At 69.2% G+C, this 15,553-nt stretch carries 16 protein-coding genes and 1 tRNA gene; 4 read left to right on the top strand and 13 right to left on the bottom strand.

Annotated features, from left to right (window positions below; all coding sequences use genetic code 11):
• Positions 1-75: 75 nt before the first annotated feature.
• Complete coding sequence (locus IE212_RS16125; RefSeq protein WP_190198525.1) at positions 76-843, top strand: LuxR C-terminal-related transcriptional regulator; 768 nt, start codon at positions 76-78, stop codon at positions 841-843.
• On the opposite strand, the gene tamR is transcribed toward IE212_RS16125, so the two are convergent.
• The gene (gene tamR, locus IE212_RS16130) at positions 802-1,299 is read right to left on the bottom strand and encodes a MarR family transcriptional regulator TamR (protein ID WP_190198526.1); all 498 of its coding nucleotides are present in this window, start codon (positions 1,297-1,299) and stop codon (positions 802-804) included. The two genes, IE212_RS16125 and tamR, sit on opposite strands and share 42 nt — an antisense overlap.
• Before the next feature lie 124 nt (positions 1,300-1,423).
• On the opposite strand from tamR, the gene IE212_RS16135 reads away from it, so the two are divergent.
• Positions 1,424-2,254 (top strand): trans-aconitate 2-methyltransferase, encoded by an 831-nt coding sequence (locus IE212_RS16135; RefSeq protein ID WP_190198527.1) that lies wholly within the window; start codon positions 1,424-1,426, stop codon positions 2,252-2,254.
• Positions 2,255-2,261: 7 nt separating this feature from the next.
• Here IE212_RS16135 and IE212_RS16140 read toward each other — a convergent pair whose 3' ends face one another.
• The 4 genes from IE212_RS16140 to IE212_RS16155 form a co-directional block, all read right to left on the bottom strand.
• A complete protein-coding gene (locus IE212_RS16140; protein ID WP_190198528.1) occupies positions 2,262-2,510 on the bottom strand; it encodes a type II toxin-antitoxin system RelE family toxin in 249 nt (82 codons plus the stop codon).
• Positions 2,507-2,758 (bottom strand): type II toxin-antitoxin system Phd/YefM family antitoxin, encoded by a 252-nt coding sequence (locus tag IE212_RS16145; RefSeq protein WP_190198529.1) that lies wholly within the window; start codon positions 2,756-2,758, stop codon positions 2,507-2,509. The genes IE212_RS16140 and IE212_RS16145 overlap by 4 nt, the downstream gene beginning before the upstream one ends.
• Before the next feature lie 65 nt (positions 2,759-2,823).
• On the bottom strand, positions 2,824-3,501 hold the full coding sequence (locus tag IE212_RS16150) for a TetR/AcrR family transcriptional regulator (protein ID WP_190198530.1): 678 nt from the start codon (positions 3,499-3,501) through the stop codon (positions 2,824-2,826).
• Positions 3,498-4,517 carry an acyl-CoA desaturase gene (locus tag IE212_RS16155; protein WP_190198531.1) on the bottom strand — a complete coding sequence of 340 codons (1,020 nt, stop codon included), beginning with the start codon at positions 4,515-4,517 and terminating at the stop codon, positions 3,498-3,500. Before IE212_RS16155 ends, IE212_RS16150 begins: the two co-directional genes overlap by 4 nt.
• A gap of 294 nt (positions 4,518-4,811) precedes the next feature.
• On the opposite strand from IE212_RS16155, the gene ppc reads away from it, so the two are divergent.
• A complete protein-coding gene (ppc, locus tag IE212_RS16160) occupies positions 4,812-7,544 on the top strand; it encodes a phosphoenolpyruvate carboxylase (RefSeq protein ID WP_190198532.1) in 2,733 nt (910 codons plus the stop codon).
• 67 nt (positions 7,545-7,611) lie between these two features.
• On the opposite strand, the gene IE212_RS16165 is transcribed toward ppc, so the two are convergent.
• The 8 genes from IE212_RS16165 to IE212_RS16200 form a co-directional block, all read right to left on the bottom strand.
• Positions 7,612-8,298, bottom strand: a complete 687-nt coding sequence (locus IE212_RS16165; RefSeq protein WP_190198655.1) for an LPXTG cell wall anchor domain-containing protein — start codon at positions 8,296-8,298, stop codon at positions 7,612-7,614.
• A gap of 137 nt (positions 8,299-8,435) precedes the next feature.
• Positions 8,436-8,927: a hypothetical protein gene (locus IE212_RS16170; RefSeq protein WP_190198533.1), complete on the bottom strand. Its 492-nt coding sequence runs from the start codon at positions 8,925-8,927 to the stop codon at positions 8,436-8,438.
• Positions 8,928-8,981: 54 nt separating this feature from the next.
• Entirely contained in the window at positions 8,982-9,584 is a 603-nt protein-coding gene (pth, locus tag IE212_RS16175) for an aminoacyl-tRNA hydrolase (RefSeq protein WP_190198534.1), read from the bottom strand.
• Positions 9,585-9,653: 69 nt separating this feature from the next.
• Positions 9,654-10,250: a 50S ribosomal protein L25/general stress protein Ctc gene (locus IE212_RS16180; protein WP_190198535.1), complete on the bottom strand. Its 597-nt coding sequence runs from the start codon at positions 10,248-10,250 to the stop codon at positions 9,654-9,656.
• 190 nt (positions 10,251-10,440) lie between these two features.
• Positions 10,441-11,421 (bottom strand): ribose-phosphate diphosphokinase, encoded by a 981-nt coding sequence (locus IE212_RS16185; RefSeq protein WP_030242738.1) that lies wholly within the window; start codon positions 11,419-11,421, stop codon positions 10,441-10,443.
• 129 nt (positions 11,422-11,550) lie between these two features.
• Complete coding sequence (gene glmU / locus IE212_RS16190) at positions 11,551-12,999, bottom strand: bifunctional UDP-N-acetylglucosamine diphosphorylase/glucosamine-1-phosphate N-acetyltransferase GlmU (RefSeq protein ID WP_190198536.1); 1,449 nt, start codon at positions 12,997-12,999, stop codon at positions 11,551-11,553.
• Positions 13,000-13,131: 132 nt separating this feature from the next.
• Positions 13,132-13,202, bottom strand: a tRNA-Gln gene (locus IE212_RS16195).
• 11 nt (positions 13,203-13,213) lie between these two features.
• The gene (locus tag IE212_RS16200; RefSeq protein ID WP_190198537.1) at positions 13,214-14,086 is read right to left on the bottom strand and encodes a hypothetical protein; all 873 of its coding nucleotides are present in this window, start codon (positions 14,084-14,086) and stop codon (positions 13,214-13,216) included.
• Positions 14,087-14,253: 167 nt separating this feature from the next.
• Here IE212_RS16200 and IE212_RS16205 point away from each other — a divergent pair, with 167 nt between their 5' ends.
• On the top strand, positions 14,254-15,552 hold the full coding sequence (locus IE212_RS16205) for a sensor histidine kinase (RefSeq protein WP_190198538.1): 1,299 nt from the start codon (positions 14,254-14,256) through the stop codon (positions 15,550-15,552).
• Position 15,553 lies beyond the last annotated feature (1 nt).

Raw genomic sequence — 15,553 nt, forward strand, 5'->3', positions numbered from 1 at the left:
CGTCGTACCCGCGCGGTGTCGACTTCCGACGATGGGGTATCCCCTGCTCTATGTGAGCGCGGGGAAGGGGGTTTCGTGGTTCGCATCCGAGTCCTGGTCGTCGACGATCATCGCATCTTCGCCGAGTCACTCGCGGCAGCCCTGGCCGCAGAGCCGGACGTCGACGTCTCCGCGGCCGGCAGCGGCCCCGCCGCGCTGCGCAGCCTGGAGCGCGCGGTCGCCGAGGGACGGCGGTACGACGTGCTGCTCGTCGACGCCGACCTGGGCGGCAAGGTGCCGGGCGCCCGGCCTGCCGTGCCCGTGCAGGAGGGCAACGAGGACGGGCTCGTCGACGGCATATCCCTCGTCACCGGGGTGCGGTCCGCGCAGCCGAACGTACGGATCGTCGTGCTGGCGGAGAAGGACGATCCGCGGCGGGCGGCGCTCGCCCTGCAGGCGGGGGCATCCGGGTGGGTCGCCAAGGACTGCTCGCTGTCCCGGCTGCTCACCGTGATCCGCGGGGTGCTGCGCGACGAGACCCACCTGCCGCCCGCCCTGCTCACCGGCGTCCTGCGCGAGCTGACCGCCGCCCGCAAGCACCGCACCGAGAGCGAGCGGCTCGTGGAGTCGCTGACACCGCGGGAGCGGGAAGTGCTGCGGTGCATGGTCGCGGGGCTGGGGAGGAAGGCCGTAGCCGAGCGGCTGTACCTGTCGCCGCACACCGTGCGGACGCACATGCAGAACGTCCTCGGCAAGCTGGGTGTGCACTCGACCCTCGCCGCCGTCGCCCTCGCCCGGCGGGCCGGGGTCGGGCCCGTCGACCTAGCCGGGGATGTTGTCGAACGGGGCGGTCAGCTGGCGTAGCAGCCCGGCCAGTTCGCCCCGCTGGGTGCGGGAGAGCTCCGCGAGGATCGCCCGCTCCTGGTCCAGCAGACCCGCCAGGGCCTGGTCCGCGCGGTCCCTGCCCTCGTCCGTCAGCCGGACCAGGACGCCCCTGCGGTCACTGGGGTCGGGGAGGCGCTCCACCAGGCCCTTCTTCGCCAGGCGGTCGATCCGGTTCGTCATCGTGCCCGACGTGACCAGGGTCTGGGTGAGGAGCTGTCCCGGCGAGAGCTGGTACGGCGTACCCGCCCGGCGCAGGGCCGTCAGGACGTCGAACTCCCACGGCTCCAGGCCGTGCTCCGAGAAGGCCAGCCGACGTGCCCGGTCCAGATGCCGGGCCAGTCTGCTCACCCGGCTGAGCACCTCGAGCGGTTCCACGTCGAGGTCCGGGCGCTCCCGGCGCCATGCTGCGACCAGCCGGTCGACCTCGTCCTCCATGACGATCAGTGTAAGGGTTGTGTCGACGTAGAGTCTCTTGACATCGGCTTTCTTGACATCGAGATACCGGTCGGATCACGCTGGGTGTGCGTCCCGTGCCGCCGCCGGAACACCAGGAGGATCCATGCCCGCAGCCGCCCCCGGCTGGGACCCCGCCCAGTACCTGCGCCACGCGGGCGACCGCGCCCGCCCCTTCGCCGACCTCCTCGCCCGCGTTCCCGAACCGCCCACGCGACCGCCCGCGGGCCATCCCCGTGTCGCCGACCTCGGGTGCGGCCCCGGCAACGTCACCACACTGCTGGCCCGCCGGTGGCCCACCGCCCGCATCACCGGCTACGACAACTCGACCGAGATGCTCGACAAGGCCCATGTGGAGCACGAGGGGCCGACGGCCGGTGGCGGGCACCTCGACTTCGTCCACGCCGACGTACGGGTGTGGACCCCTGAGGAGCCGTACGACCTGATCGTCAGCAACGCCACGCTCCAGTGGGTGCCCGGGCACGTCGAGCGGTTCGCCGACTGGATCGCCGCACTGAAGCCGTCGGGAGCCTTCGCCTTCCAGGTACCCGGGAACTTCGACGCCCCCAGCCACCGGATCATGCGCGAACTCGCCCGCTCACCCCGCTGGCGCGACCGGCTCGCCGGCACCCTGCGCCATGCCGACGCCGTCCTCACGCCCGAGGCCTACCACGAGCGGCTCACCTCCCTGGGCTGCGCCGCCGACGTGTGGGAGACGACGTACATCCATCTGCTCCAGGGCGAGGACCCCGTGCTCGACTGGGTGAAGGGGACGGGGCTGCGACCCGTGCTGACCGCCCTCGCCGACGATCCCGAGGCGCGGGACGGCTTCGTCGCCGAGTACGGGGCCGCCCTGCGTGAGGCCTATCCGGCGGGGCCGCACGGTACCCCGTTTCCGTTCCGCCGGGTGTTCGCGGTGGGCCGGAAACGGGGGTGACCAGCGTTCAGGTGGTGCGGCCGAGGTGAGTGACGAGGATATGGATCACCTCGTCGTCGATGGCGTACAGGACGCGATAGTCGCCGACGCGGAGACGGCGGAAGTCCCAGCCGTAAGGGGTGGAGGCGGCAGGGCGTGGAGTTTCGGCGAGTGCGTCGACGGCCTCGTACACGGCGGCGAGGCCGGTCGGATCGTCCTTGAGGAAGCGCACCGCCGCGCTCGTGGCGTTCGGCTCCCAGATGATGCGGTAGGTCACGGACGCAGCCCCAGCATGCGTCCGACCTCTTCGTGCGGGATGCCCTCGCCGAGCGTGCCTTCCGCCTTGCGCCGCTGATAGTCCGCGACGGCCAGCGCGTCTTCGAGATCCTCTATCACCTGCGGAGACACGAGCAGCGCGGCCACATGGCCGTGGTCGGTGATGGCGATGGTCTCGCGGCTGTGCGCCGCGCGCCGGACCAGGTCGCCGAGCTGGGAACGGGCAGCGCTGATCGTGATCTCAGTCATGCACACATGATGTCACAAGGTTAACCTCGTGACTTAAAGTTTCCGATTCAACTGACTCGACCGGCTCAGCTCTTGCGACGCCCTATCAGGTGCGGCTTCGCCTCCAGCCCGTCCAGGCCGTGCCACGCCAGGTTCACCAGGTGCGCGGCCACCTCGGCCTTCTTCGGCCTGCGGACGTCCAGCCACCACTGGCCGGTCAGCGCGACCATGCCGACCAGGGCCTGCGCGTACAGCGGAGCCAGCTTGGGGTCGAAGCCGCGGCTCTTGAACTCGCGACCCAGGATGTCCTCCACCTGCGTGGCGATGTCCGAGATCAACGAGGCGAACGAACCGGTCGACTGGGGGATGGGGGAGTCACGGACCAGGATGCGGAAACCGTCCGTGTACTCCTCGATGTAGTCGAGGAGCGCGAAGGCCGCCTGTTCGCAGAGTTCGCGAGGGTGGCCGGCCGTGAGGGAACTCGTCACCATGTCCAGCAGGCGGCGCATCTCGCGGTCCACGACCACCGCGTACAGGCCCTCCTTGCCGCCGAAGTGCTCGTAGACCACCGGCTTGGAGACCCCGGCCTTCGCCGCGATCTCCTCCACCGACGTGGCCTCGAAGCCCTTCGCCGCGAAGAGCGTGCGACCGATCTCCAGCAACTGCTGGCGGCGCTCGGCACCGGTCATCCGGGTGCGACGCACTCGCCGCGGCTTGTCATTGCTGGGGGTGCTGCTCGAGTCGGTCGCCACAGCGACCATCATGCCGCCTCGGCGGGTTCCTTCCGGCGCCGGGAGCCGCCTTCCCCGGTGTCACGGCGCGAATCGATACGCGAGCGTGACGGCCAGCGCACGTCGTAGGCCCAGCCCAGCATCTCGAACCAGCGGATCAGGCGGGCGGAGGAGTCCAGCTGGCCGCGCATCACACCGTGCCGCGCGGAGGTCGGGTCGGCGTGGTGCAGGTTGTGCCAGGACTCGCCGCAGGACAGCACCGCCAGCCACCACACGTTGCCCGAACGGTCACGCGACTTGAAGGGGCGCTTGCCGACCGCGTGACAGATCGAGTTGATCGACCACGTCACGTGGTGCAGCAGGGCCACCCGGACGAGCGAACCCCAGAAGAACGCCGTGAACGCGCCCCACCAGGACATCGTCACCAGGCCGCCGATCAGCGCGGGCAGGACCAGGGACACCACCGTCCACAGAGCGAACTGGCGGGAGATCGCGCGGAGCGTCCTGTCCTTGATCAGATCCGGGGCGTACTTCTCCTGCGGCGTCTGCTCCTCATCGAACATCCATCCGATGTGGGCCCACCACAGGCCCTTCACCAGGGCCGGGAGCGTCTCGCCGAACCGCCACGGCGAGTGCGGGTCGCCCTCCGCGTCGGAGAACTTGTGGTGCTTGCGGTGATCGGCCACCCAGCGCACCAGCGGGCCCTCGACCGCCATGGAACCCGCGATCGCCAGCGCGATCTTCAAAGGCCGCTTGGCCTTGAAGGAGCCATGCGTGAAGTGACGGTGGAAACCGATCGTGATGCCGTGGCACCCCAGGAAGTAGAAGAACACCAGCAGACCGAGGTCCAGCCAGCTCACGCCCCAGCCCCACGCCAGCGGCACCGCCGCCAGCAGCGCGAGGAAGGGGACGATGATGAAGAGGAGGAGGGCGATCTGCTCGATGGACCGCTTCTTCTCGCCGCCCAGCGTGGCGGAATCCGCCGCGGCGTCGGTGGCCTGACCTGGAGCCTTCGGGGCGTCCTGGATCACGTCGGAGCTACTGGTCATACGCGTCCTCTGGGGGGTATGTGGATGGAGAAGGGGTAGCCGGGTCACGGGCCCGGCCAAGAGCGTCCCTACGGTTCCGTAACCTACGGCATCGTAAGTATGGCAGTGCGTTGCCCGGCGACAAGAGCCCACGAGCCTGCGCGTCCGGGTCGACACCTATCCTGTAGTCGGTCGGACAGCGCGGTCCGCTCTGATTTCTTCCCGGATGTCCGGCCCGCAAGCGGCGCCCGCCGCGCGAGACGCCGTCCGGGTTCCCCTCCCAGACGAGCTTCAACACTGCAAGGAGCCGCACCTGTGAGCAGTGCCGACGACCAGACCACGACGACGAGCAGTGAGCTGCGTGCCGACATCCGCCGACTGGGTGACCTCCTCGGAGAGACCCTCGTCCGGCAGGAGGGCCCCGAACTCCTGGACCTCGTCGAGAAGGTCCGCCGCCTCACCCGAGAGGACGGCGAGGCCGCCGCCGAGCTGCTGCGCGGCACCGAACTGGAGACCGCGGCCAAGCTGGTCCGCGCCTTCTCCACCTACTTCCACCTCGCCAACGTCACCGAGCAGGTCCACCGCGGCCGCGAGCTGCGCGCCCGCCGCGCCGCCGAGGGCGGACTCCTCGCCCGCACGGCCGACCGGCTCAAGGACGCCGACCCCGCACACCTGCGCGAGACGGTCCGCAACCTCAACGTCCGCCCCGTGTTCACGGCCCACCCCACCGAGGCCGCACGCCGGTCCGTCCTGAACAAGCTCCGGCGCGTCGCCGCGCTCCTCGACACCCCCGTCATCGAGTCCGACCGCCGCCGCCTCGACATCCGCCTCGCCGAGAACATCGACCTCGTCTGGCAGACCGACGAACTGCGCGTCGTGCGCCCCGAGCCCGCCGACGAGGCCCGCAACGCCATCTACTACCTCGACGAACTGCACGCCGGAGCCGTCGGCGACGTCCTCGAGGACCTCACCGCCGAACTGGAGCGGGCCGGCGTCAAGCTCCCCGACGACACCCGCCCCCTCACCTTCGGCACCTGGATCGGCGGCGACCGCGACGGCAACCCCAACGTCACCCCCCAGGTCACCTGGGACATCCTGATCCTCCAGCACGAACACGGCATCAACGACGCCCTGGAGACCATCGACGAACTCCGCGGCTTCCTCTCCAACTCCATCCGCTACGCCGGCGCCACCGAGGAACTGCTCACCTCCCTCCAGGCCGACCTGGAGAACCTCCCCGAGATCAGCCCCCGCTACAAGCGCCTCAACGCAGAGGAGCCCTACCGCCTCAAGGCCACCTGCATCCGGCAGAAGCTGGAGAACACCAAGCAGCGCCTCGCCAAGGGCACCGCGCACGTACCGGGCCGCGACTACCTCGGCACCAGCGAACTCATCAACGACCTGCGGATCATCCAGAGCTCACTGCGCGAGCACCGCGGCGGCCTCTTCGCCGACGGCCGCCTCGCCCGCACCATCCGCACCCTCGCCGCCTTCGGCCTCCAGCTCGCCACCATGGACGTCCGCGAACACGCCGACGCCCACCACCACGCCCTCGGCCAGCTCTTCGACCGGCTCGGCGAGGAATCCTGGCGCTACGCCGACATGCCCCGCGACTACCGCGCCAAGCTCCTCGCCAAGGAACTCAGGTCCCGCAGGCCCCTCGCCCCGACCCCCGCGCCCGTCGACGCGCCCGGCGAGAAGACCCTCGGCGTCTTCCAGACCGTGAAGAAGGCCCTGGACGTCTTCGGACCCGAGGTCATCGAGTCCTACATCATCTCCATGTGCCAGGGCGCCGACGACGTCTTCGCCGCCGCCGTCCTCGCCCGCGAGGCCGGACTCATCGACCTGCACGCCGGCTGGGCCAAGATCGGCATCGTGCCGCTGCTGGAGACCACCGACGAACTCAAGGCCGCCGACACCATCCTCGAGGACATGCTCTCCGACCCGTCCTACCGGCGCCTCGTCGCGCTGCGGGGCGACGTCCAGGAGGTCATGCTCGGCTACTCCGACTCCTCCAAGTTCGGCGGCATCACCACCAGCCAGTGGGAGATCCACCGCGCCCAGCGCCGCCTGCGCGACGTCGCCCACCGCTACGGCGTCCGCCTCCGCCTCTTCCACGGCCGCGGCGGCACCGTCGGCCGCGGCGGCGGCCCCACCCACGACGCCATCCTCGCCCAGCCCTGGGGCACCCTCGAAGGCGAGATCAAGGTCACCGAACAGGGCGAGGTCATCTCCGACAAGTACCTCATCCCGTCCCTCGCCCGCGAGAACCTCGAACTGACCGTCGCGGCCACCCTCCAGGCCTCCGCCCTGCACACCGCGCCCCGCCAGTCCACCGAGGCCCTCGCCCGCTGGGACGCCGCCATGGACGTCGTCTCCGACGCCGCCCACGCCGCCTACCGGCGCCTCGTCGAGGACCCCGACCTGCCGACGTACTTCCTCGCGTCGACGCCAGTGGACCAGCTCGCCGACCTGCACCTGGGCTCCCGGCCCTCCCGCCGCCCCGGCTCCGGCGTCTCGCTCGACGGCCTGCGCGCCATCCCCTGGGTGTTCGGCTGGACCCAGTCCCGGCAGATCGTCCCCGGCTGGTTCGGCGTCGGCTCCGGCCTCAAGGCCCTGCGCGAGGCCGGCCTCGACACCGTCCTCGACGAGATGCACCAGCAGTGGCACTTCTTCCGCAACTTCATCTCCAACGTCGAGATGACCCTCGCCAAGACCGACCTGCGGATCGCCCAGCACTACGTCGACACCCTCGTCCCCGACGAGCTCAAGCACGTCTTCGACACCATCAAGACCGAACACGAACTCACCGTGCGTGAAGTGCTGCGCGTCACCGGCGAAGACGAACTCCTCGACGCCGCCCCCGTCCTGAAGCAGACCTTCGCCATCCGCGACGCCTACCTCGACCCCATCTCCTACCTCCAGGTCGCCCTGCTCAAGCGGCAGCGCGACGCGGTGGCGGCGGGCGAAACCCCCGACCCGCTCCTCTCCCGCGCCCTGCTCCTCACCGTCAACGGCGTGGCAGCCGGCCTGCGCAACACCGGCTGAACCGTCCCCGGACACGACCGTGCCCCCGAACCCGCACACGGGTCCGGGGGCACGGTCGTACCCCGGGTCAGCCGCGGCCGGGCCTGCGGCGACGAAACGCCAGGAACCCACCGAACGCGACCAGCGCCGCCGCCACACCGGACAGCAGGCCCACCGGGGCCCCGTTACCCGTCTCGGCCAGATCACCGTCGGCACCCTTCGGCGACGAGGACGGCGACACGCCCCCGCCGGCCGGCGCACTCGCGGACGCCGACACACCCGGCTCACCGGACGGCGACTCGGACGCCCCGGACGAAGGCGACGCGGAAGCCGAAGCCGACCCGGACGGCGTCACACCGCCCGGCTCCTCGTCCTCGCAGTCCGCCCAGAACACCTTGTGCTTCGCGGCGCCCTTCTCACCGTCGAACTTCCAGAACAGCTTGTAGTGCCCGTCCGGCAGCGACAGATCCTCGCTGCGGCCATGACCCTCGTCGTCCAGCGCCAGCGCGCCGCTCTTCACCGTCTCCCCCTTGTTCTCACTCGGAGGGATGGCATCGATGCGCCAATCCACCTGCTGACCGCCGTCGAAACCGAAGGCGTCCAGATAGAAGGAGCACACATGCGGCTCATTGCGGCGCAGCTCCTCGCCCGTCGAGGCGTCATGGATCTTGACCGTGCCGTTGTCACCGGGAGGGGCCGCATGGGCGGCCGGAGCAAGCAGAAGAACCGCCGAAGCGGCGGCGCAGACGGCGCCGTAACGGGAGAGGTTGCGCATGAGCGGTGAGTCCATCTTCGAGAAGTGAGCGGGAAGATGTGGAGGGGGCGGCTCAGCATCCAGCCTCGTCCGCCGACACGTCAATCACGAACACACAACACTCGTCCCTCCACAGAAGGAGAGAACGCCCGAACCCCTCAGACGGTCACGAACGCGGCCGTCAGCAACGCCACCCCCGACAACGCCAACACCCACGCCGCCCGCGTCCGCAGCAACCCGCCCGCCACCACGACCGACGCCAGCAACAGCGCACCACCCAGCGGAATCCACGCGTACAGAACCCCGGCCGGCCCCGAACGGACCGCCTCATCACCGCCGGGCTTCAGAACCACCGTGTAGGTCCGGCCCCTCGCCACCGCGACCGACTTCTCCAGCACCACCCGCGCCCGCGGCTGCGAACCCTCCGACAACGGCGCGTACCGGCCCCAGCACGCCTGCGCCCCACACCGCGCCACCTCGACCGCGCCGCGCTCCCGGCCCTTCGTCAGCATCACGTGCTGCGCCGTACCCCACGACGCCCACACACCCGCCACCAGAATCAACGCCGCGACCGTGCCCATCGCCGCGAACCGCCCGAACCGCATCGCGACGGCGGAGGCCGGACGAGAGGACGTGGCAGTGGCAGGCATGGCCGGGATCATTGGCCATGCCTGATCGGCCCGTCAACCTCGACGGGTGACAAATCAGGAGTTGTACGTACTCTGCGCCCGCTCCAGCCCCTCGATCACCAGACACTCCACCGCATCCGCAGCCCGGTCCACGAAGTAGTCCAGCTCCTTGCGCTCCGCCGACGAGAAATCCCTCAGCACGAAATCCGCCACCGGCATCCGCCCCGGCGGCCGCCCGATCCCGAACCGCACCCGGTGATACTCCGCCCCGAACGCCTTCGTCATCGACTTCAACCCGTTGTGCCCGTTGTCCCCGCCGCCCAGCTTCAGCCGCAGCGTCCCGTAGTCGATGTCCAACTCGTCATGAACCGCCACCACATGGGCCACCGGCACCTTGTAGAAGTCCCGCAACGCGTTCACCGGACCGCCCGACAGATTCATGTACGACATCGGCTTCGCCAGGATCACCCGCCGGTTCAACGGCCCCGGCGGCCCGATCCGCCCCTCGACGACCTGCGCCTGCGCCCGCCCGGCCCGCTTGAACCTCCCCCCGACCCGGTCCGCCAGCAGATCGGCCACCATGAAACCCACGTTGTGCCGGTTCCCGGCGTACTCCGGCCCCGGATTGCCCAGCCCCACGATCAGCCAGGGAGCGGCGGCATCGGTCGTCACGTCCATGTCTCCTTCATACGCGTCGGCCGCTGCCCCGCACGGGAACAGCGGCCGACCAAACGACGACGAAGAGGATCAGGCCTCGGCGGCCTCTTCCTCAGCGGCCTCCTCGCCCTCAGCGGCCTCCTCGGCCTGCGCCGACAGCACCTGCAGGACGACAGCGTCCTCCTCCACGGCCAGCGTGACGCCCTTCGGCAGCTCGATGTCCTTGGCCAGGACCGAGGCACCGGCCTCCAGACCCTCGACCGAAACCGTCACGGACTCCGGAATGTGCGTCGCCTCGGCCTCGACCGGCAGCGCGTTCAGCACGTGCTCCAGCAGGTTGCCACCCGGGGCCAGCTCGCCCTCGGTGTGCACCGGGATCTCGACCGTGACCTGCTCGCCGCGCTTCACCAGCAGCAGGTCCACGTGCTCCAGGAAGCCCTTCAGCGGGTCACGCTGCACGGCCTTCGGGATCGCCAGCTCGTTCTTCTTGCCGTCGATGTCCAGCGCGATCAGCACGTTCGGGGTACGCAGCGCCATCAGCAGCGCGTGACCCGGCAGGGTCACGTGCACCGGCTGCTCGCCGTGCCCGTACAGCACGCCGGGAACCTTGTCCTCACGACGGATACGGCGCGCGGCACCCTTACCGAACTCGGTGCGCGTCTCGGCGGCGATCTTCACCTCGGACATGATCACTCCTCGAAGTCAGAAAACGGACGTGGTCACCCGGCCACGAACGGCCTGCTACGAAGAGCGCGTCGATAACGGACCACCGCATCCCGCAACGGGAAACGGCCTCCCTCGCCGAGCAACTGCAGCAGTCTACTCGGCAAGGAAGGCCGCACCCAAAACGATCTACAGGAGCCCCGACCGGGAACCCCTACTGCTCGTCGAACAGACTCGTCACCGAACCGTCCTCGAACACCTCACGCACCGCACTCGCGATCGTCGGCGCGATCGACAGCACCGAGATCTTGTCCAGATCCCGGCTCAGCTCCGAAGGCGTCGGCAGCGTGTTCGTGAACACGAACTCACTCACCCGCGAGTTCTTCAACCGGTCCGCCGCCGGACCCGACAGCACACCGTGCGTCGCCGTCACTATGACGTCCTCCGCACCATGCGCGAACAGCGCGTCCGCCGCCGCACAGATCGTCCCACCCGTGTCGATCATGTCGTCCACCAGGACACACACGCGACCCTTCACCTCACCCACGACCTCGTGGACGGTGACCTGATTCGCGACGTCCTTGTCCCGGCGCTTGTGCACGATCGCCAGCGGCGCACCCAGCCGGTCACACCAGCGGTCCGCCACCCGCACCCGGCCCGCGTCCGGCGACACGACCGTCAGCTTCTCCCGGTCCACCTTCCGCCCCACGTAGTCCGCCAGCAGCGGCAACGCGAACAGATGGTCCACCGGACCGTCGAAGAAGCCCTGGATCTGGTCCGTGTGCAGATCCACGGTCAGGATCCGGTCCGCACCCGCGGTCTTCATCATGTCCGCGATCAGACGCGCCGAGATCGGTTCACGCCCCCGGTGCTTCTTGTCCTGCCGCGCGTAACCGTAGAACGGCACGATCACAGTGATGGACCGGGCCGACGCACGCTTCAGCGCGTCGATCATGATCAACTGCTCCATGATCCACTTATTGATCGGAGCCGTGTGGCTCTGGATCAGGAAGCAGTCGGCGCCACGCGCCGACTCCTGATAACGCACATAGATCTCGCCGTTCGCGAAGTCGAAGGCCTTCGTCGGGACAACCCCGACACCCAGCTGCTGGGCGACCTCCTCGGCAAGCTCGGGGTGTGCGCGGCCGGAGAAGAACATCAACTTCTTCTCGCCGGTCGTCTTGATCCCGGTCACAGCACTTTCTCCTCAGAGGTGTCGCAGCTCAAGAGACCTCTCAGCCGGCTTGCGAGAGGCTGTCTCAGCTGGTGGGGGTGCGGGTATGCACTTATCACCGTACGCCGTGTTCGAAGCACCGGTTTCCGGTCACCCTTCATCGGCCGACTCCCGGGAAGCCGCCTCCGCCGCCTTCGCGGCCGCGCTCCCCGGACGCTTCCGAGCCACCCAACCCTCGATATTCCGCTGCTGACCACGGGCCACGGCCAGCGAACCGGGCGGCACATCCTTCGTGATCACGGACCCGGCGGCGGTGTACGCACCGTCCCCCACCGTGACAGGCGCCACAAACATGTTGTCCGAACCCGTACGGCAGTGAGAACCGATGGTCGTGTGATGCTTCTCCTGACCGTCGTAGTTCACGAAGACACTCGCGGCACCGATGTTCGACTGCTCACCGATCGTCGCGTCACCGACATACGACAGGTGAGGCACCTTCGTCCCCTCACCGATCGACGCGTTCTTCGTCTCCACGTACGTCCCGATCTTCCCCCTGGCGCCCAGCCGCGTCCCCGGACGCAGATACGCGTACGGCCCCACCGACGCCCCGGCACCGACCTCGGCGCCCATGGCCACCGTGTTGTCCACGCGCGCACCCGCACCCACCCGGGTGTCGGCCAGCCGGCAGTTGGGCCCCACCTCGGCACCCTCGGCCAGGTGCGTGGCACCGTGCAGCTCCGTACCCGGATGCACGACGACGTCCTGCTCGAACGTCACCGTCACGTCCACCCAGGTGGTAGCCGGATCGATCACCGTCACACCGGCCAGCATCGCCTCGGTCAGCAACCGGTCGTTCAGGATCCGGCGGGCCTCGGAGAGCTGCACACGGTTGTTGATCCCCGCGATCTCACGATGGTCACCGGCCACCGAAGCCCCCACCCGGTGCCCCGCCTCACGCAGGATCCCGAGCACATCCGTCAGATACTCCTCGCCCTGGCTGTTGTCCGTCCGCACCTTCTTCAGCGCGTCCGCGAGCAGCGCACCGTCGAACGCGAACACACCCGAGTTGATCTCACGGATCGACCGCTCGGCGTCGCTGGCGTCCTTGTGCTCCACGATCGCCGTCACGGCGCCGGTGGCCTCGTCCCGCACGATCCGGCCGTAACCGGTCGCGTCCGGCACCTCGGCGGTCAGCACGGTGACCGCGTTCCCGTCGGCGGAGTGGGTCGCGGCGAGGGCCCGCAGCGTCGCGCCGGTCAGCAGCGGAGTGTCCCCGCACACGACCACGACGGTTCCGTCGACGGACCCGCCCAGCTCCTCCAGGCCCATGCGCACGGCATGCCCGGTGCCGTTCTGCTCGGCCTGCACGGCGGTACGGACGTCAGGGGCGATCTCACCGAGGTGCGCGGTGACCTTCTCCCTCGCGTGGCCGACCACGACGACCAGGTTCTCGGGATTCAGCTCACCTGCGGCGGCGAGCACGTGCCCCACGAGACTGCGGCCACAGAGCTCATGCAGGACCTTGGGTGTGGCCGACTTCATACGGGTGCCCTCACCCGCTGCGAGAACGACGACGGCTGCCGGGCGGTTGGCGCTCACGGGATGCCCTTCGGCTGTGGATGGGGAGGGGTGACATCCGCAGGATACCGGGGGGTTTGTGGGGGGTATGGGTGCGGGCCCTGACCGGTGGCCATCGGCCAGGACCCGAACCGGGCTGGTGTGTGCTGTGAGCTCCCGGAGAAGGATTCGAACCCTCATTCAACGGACCAAAACCGTTTGTCCTACCCTTAGACGATCCGGGATAGATCGCGCGCTATGTCCGATTTCGTTGATCGGCCTTGCGTGCGGACTCCACTATGCCGTACCAGGAGCCCTCGATGCGACGGTACAGATCAGCACCCTTCAGGACTCTGATGGCCAGGCAACCCCGATAGTCGTCGCCGATGTTCTTGCGCCGGGTCTTCGGATTGTGCTTCTTCAGTGTCGTCTTGTAGAACGCGGTCTCCGGGGCATCGACGAGGTCGGCCCAGTACCTCTCCGCGCCCGACACGTCGGCCGACTCGTGGATCATCACGGTGAACCGGAGCAGGTCCCGTTCCACACCAAGCAGGTTGAGCCAGGCCAGGAACACCTCGATCATTCCTGGGTCGCTGTTGACGAAGCAGACGTTCTCGCGGCGGTCGTACGGCTTGTCCTTGCCGCCTTCGGCCCAGTAGAGGCCGACACCCAGGAGGAACAGTTCGCGCGGGGACAGTATGCCGACTGCTTGCTTGGCGGCCTCCTTGGCGCGCTGCCGCTCTTCGTCGCGCATGCGCATGGTGACCTCCCAGCCGCGCCTCGCGATCGCCGATGCCTCCTCGGGCGTCCGCTTGCGCTCCGGCTTCGGCAGGTCCCGCACCCACAGTGAGATCGAACTCTTCGAGCACCCCAGCTCCACCTGGATCTGGTCGTAGGTCCAGCCCTGGAGTCGGAGCTCTCTCGCCCTCTCCCTGAGGTCGTCCTTCGCGTTGGGGCGCTTCGTCCAGGCCGGCGGGGGTTCGCCCTCCAGCAGTCGGTTGAGGATGTCGTTGTTGTCGACGTGCAGTCGGTCGCGGATCTGGCGGCGGCTGAGGCCCGCCCGTCGCAGTGCCACCGCCCTCTCCCGCAGCCCCTCGAAGTCGGCGTATTTGCCAGATGCATGTGTCATACGCATACCGTCCGGGCGGAATGGAGGCCTCCGGGTCGAACGGTGAGCGATTCAGCAGTTCGAGGGATATCGGGTGGTATGGCGTCCGAACGGTCACGGAGTGTGGTGCAGGCGAGTCCGGGAAACTCGCCGGAAAACCGGCGGCGGGCGCCCGTAGGCTGGAGGGCATGACCGCGACGGGGGAAGAGCATGTGACGGCCCGGGGAGGGCCGTGGTGGTGGGGCAGACGGCGCAGTGCCGTGTTCGATGTGAGTCTGGCCGTGGTGTCGGCGCTGGAGTGCGCGCTGGAGGGTGTTCCGTTCGCCAGGGACGCGGGGATCCCGGTGGCGGTGGGGGTCGTCTTCGGGTGGCTCGCGGGTGCGGTGCTGGTCGTGCGGCGGCGGTGGCCGATCGCGGTGGTGCTGGTGTCGATCGCCATCACGCCGGCCCAGATGGGCCTGGTGCTGGGCATGGTCGGCCTGTACACGCTGGCCGCGGCCGAGCTGCCGCGGCGGATCATCGCCTCGCTGGCGGGGATGTCGCTGGTGGGGACGCTCATCGTGACGTTCGTGAAGACGCAGCAGGACATGGCGCGGGGGAATCTGGAGCTGGGGGACTGGTTCGTGCCCTTCGCCGCGATCACGATGTCGCTGGGGTTCACGGCGCCGCCTGTGCTGCTGGGGCTGTACGTGGGGGCGCGGCGGCGGTTGATGGAGAGTCTGCGGGAGCGTGCGGAGAGTCTGGAGCTGGAGCTTCAGTTGCTGGCCGAGCGGGCGGAGGAGCGGGCCGAGTGGGCCCGGAACGAGGAGCGGACGCGGATCGCCCGGGAGATGCACGACGTGGTGGCGCATCGGGTGAGTCTGATGGTGGTGCACGCGGCGGCGCTGCAGGCGGTGGCGCGGAAGGATCCGGAGAAGGCGGTGAAGAACGCCGCGCTGGTGGGGGACATGGGGCGGCAGGCGCTGACCGAGTTGCGGGAGATGCTCGGGGTGTTGCGCAGTGGTGGGGAGGAGCGGCGGGAGCGGGCGCGTTCGGTGCCGTTGGCGGCGGTGGGGGTGGCTGCCGCGGCGGCGGCTTCGCGGGTGGTCGATGACGAGGGTCCGTCGTTGGCGGAGATCGAGGAGTTGGTGGGGCAGTCGGCCGCCGCGGGGATGGTGGTGGCGCTGTCGGTGGAGGGGGATGTGCGGTCGTATGCGCCTGAGGTGGAGCAGACGGCGTATCGCGTGGTGCAGGAGGCGTTGACGAACGTCCACAAGCACGCGGCGGGGGCGAAGACGTATGTGCGGTTGGCGCATCGGGTGTCGGAGATCGCGATGCAGGTGGAGAACGAGCCGCCTGAGGAGGCGGCGTCGTCGGCTCGGTTGCCGTCCGGGGGGAACGGGCTGGTGGGGATGAGGGAGCGGGTGTCGGCGCTGGGTGGGGTGTTCGTGTCGGGGCCGACGGAGGCGGGGGGTTTCCGGGTGTCGGCGGTGATTCCGGCGTCGTAGC

It is taken from the genome of Streptomyces djakartensis (assembly GCF_014651075.1).
In the GTDB taxonomy this organism is placed as follows: Bacteria; Actinomycetota; Actinomycetes; order Streptomycetales; family Streptomycetaceae; genus Streptomyces; species Streptomyces djakartensis.

Bases quoted from the DNA above. Each gene is read 5' to 3' on its own strand.
- tamR (WP_190198526.1), bottom strand. From the start codon at position 1,299: ATGGAGGACGAGGTCGACCGGCTGGTCGCAGCATGGCGCCGGGAGCGC.
- IE212_RS16135 (WP_190198527.1), top strand. From the start codon at position 1,424: ATGCCCGCAGCCGCCCCCGGCTGGGACCCCGCCCAGTACCTGCGCCAC.
- IE212_RS16145 (WP_190198529.1), bottom strand. From the start codon at position 2,758: ATGACTGAGATCACGATCAGCGCTGCCCGTTCCCAGCTCGGCGACCTG.
- IE212_RS16150 (WP_190198530.1), bottom strand. From the start codon at position 3,501: ATGATGGTCGCTGTGGCGACCGACTCGAGCAGCACCCCCAGCAATGAC.
- IE212_RS16155 (WP_190198531.1), bottom strand. From the start codon at position 4,517: ATGACCAGTAGCTCCGACGTGATCCAGGACGCCCCGAAGGCTCCAGGT.
- IE212_RS16165 (WP_190198655.1), bottom strand. From the start codon at position 8,298: ATGCGCAACCTCTCCCGTTACGGCGCCGTCTGCGCCGCCGCTTCGGCG.
- IE212_RS16170 (WP_190198533.1), bottom strand. From the start codon at position 8,927: ATGCCTGCCACTGCCACGTCCTCTCGTCCGGCCTCCGCCGTCGCGATG.
- pth (WP_190198534.1), bottom strand. From the start codon at position 9,584: ATGGACGTGACGACCGATGCCGCCGCTCCCTGGCTGATCGTGGGGCTG.
- IE212_RS16180 (WP_190198535.1), bottom strand. From the start codon at position 10,250: ATGTCCGAGGTGAAGATCGCCGCCGAGACGCGCACCGAGTTCGGTAAG.
- IE212_RS16200 (WP_190198537.1), bottom strand. From the start codon at position 14,086: ATGACACATGCATCTGGCAAATACGCCGACTTCGAGGGGCTGCGGGAG.
- IE212_RS16205 (WP_190198538.1), top strand. From the start codon at position 14,254: ATGACCGCGACGGGGGAAGAGCATGTGACGGCCCGGGGAGGGCCGTGG.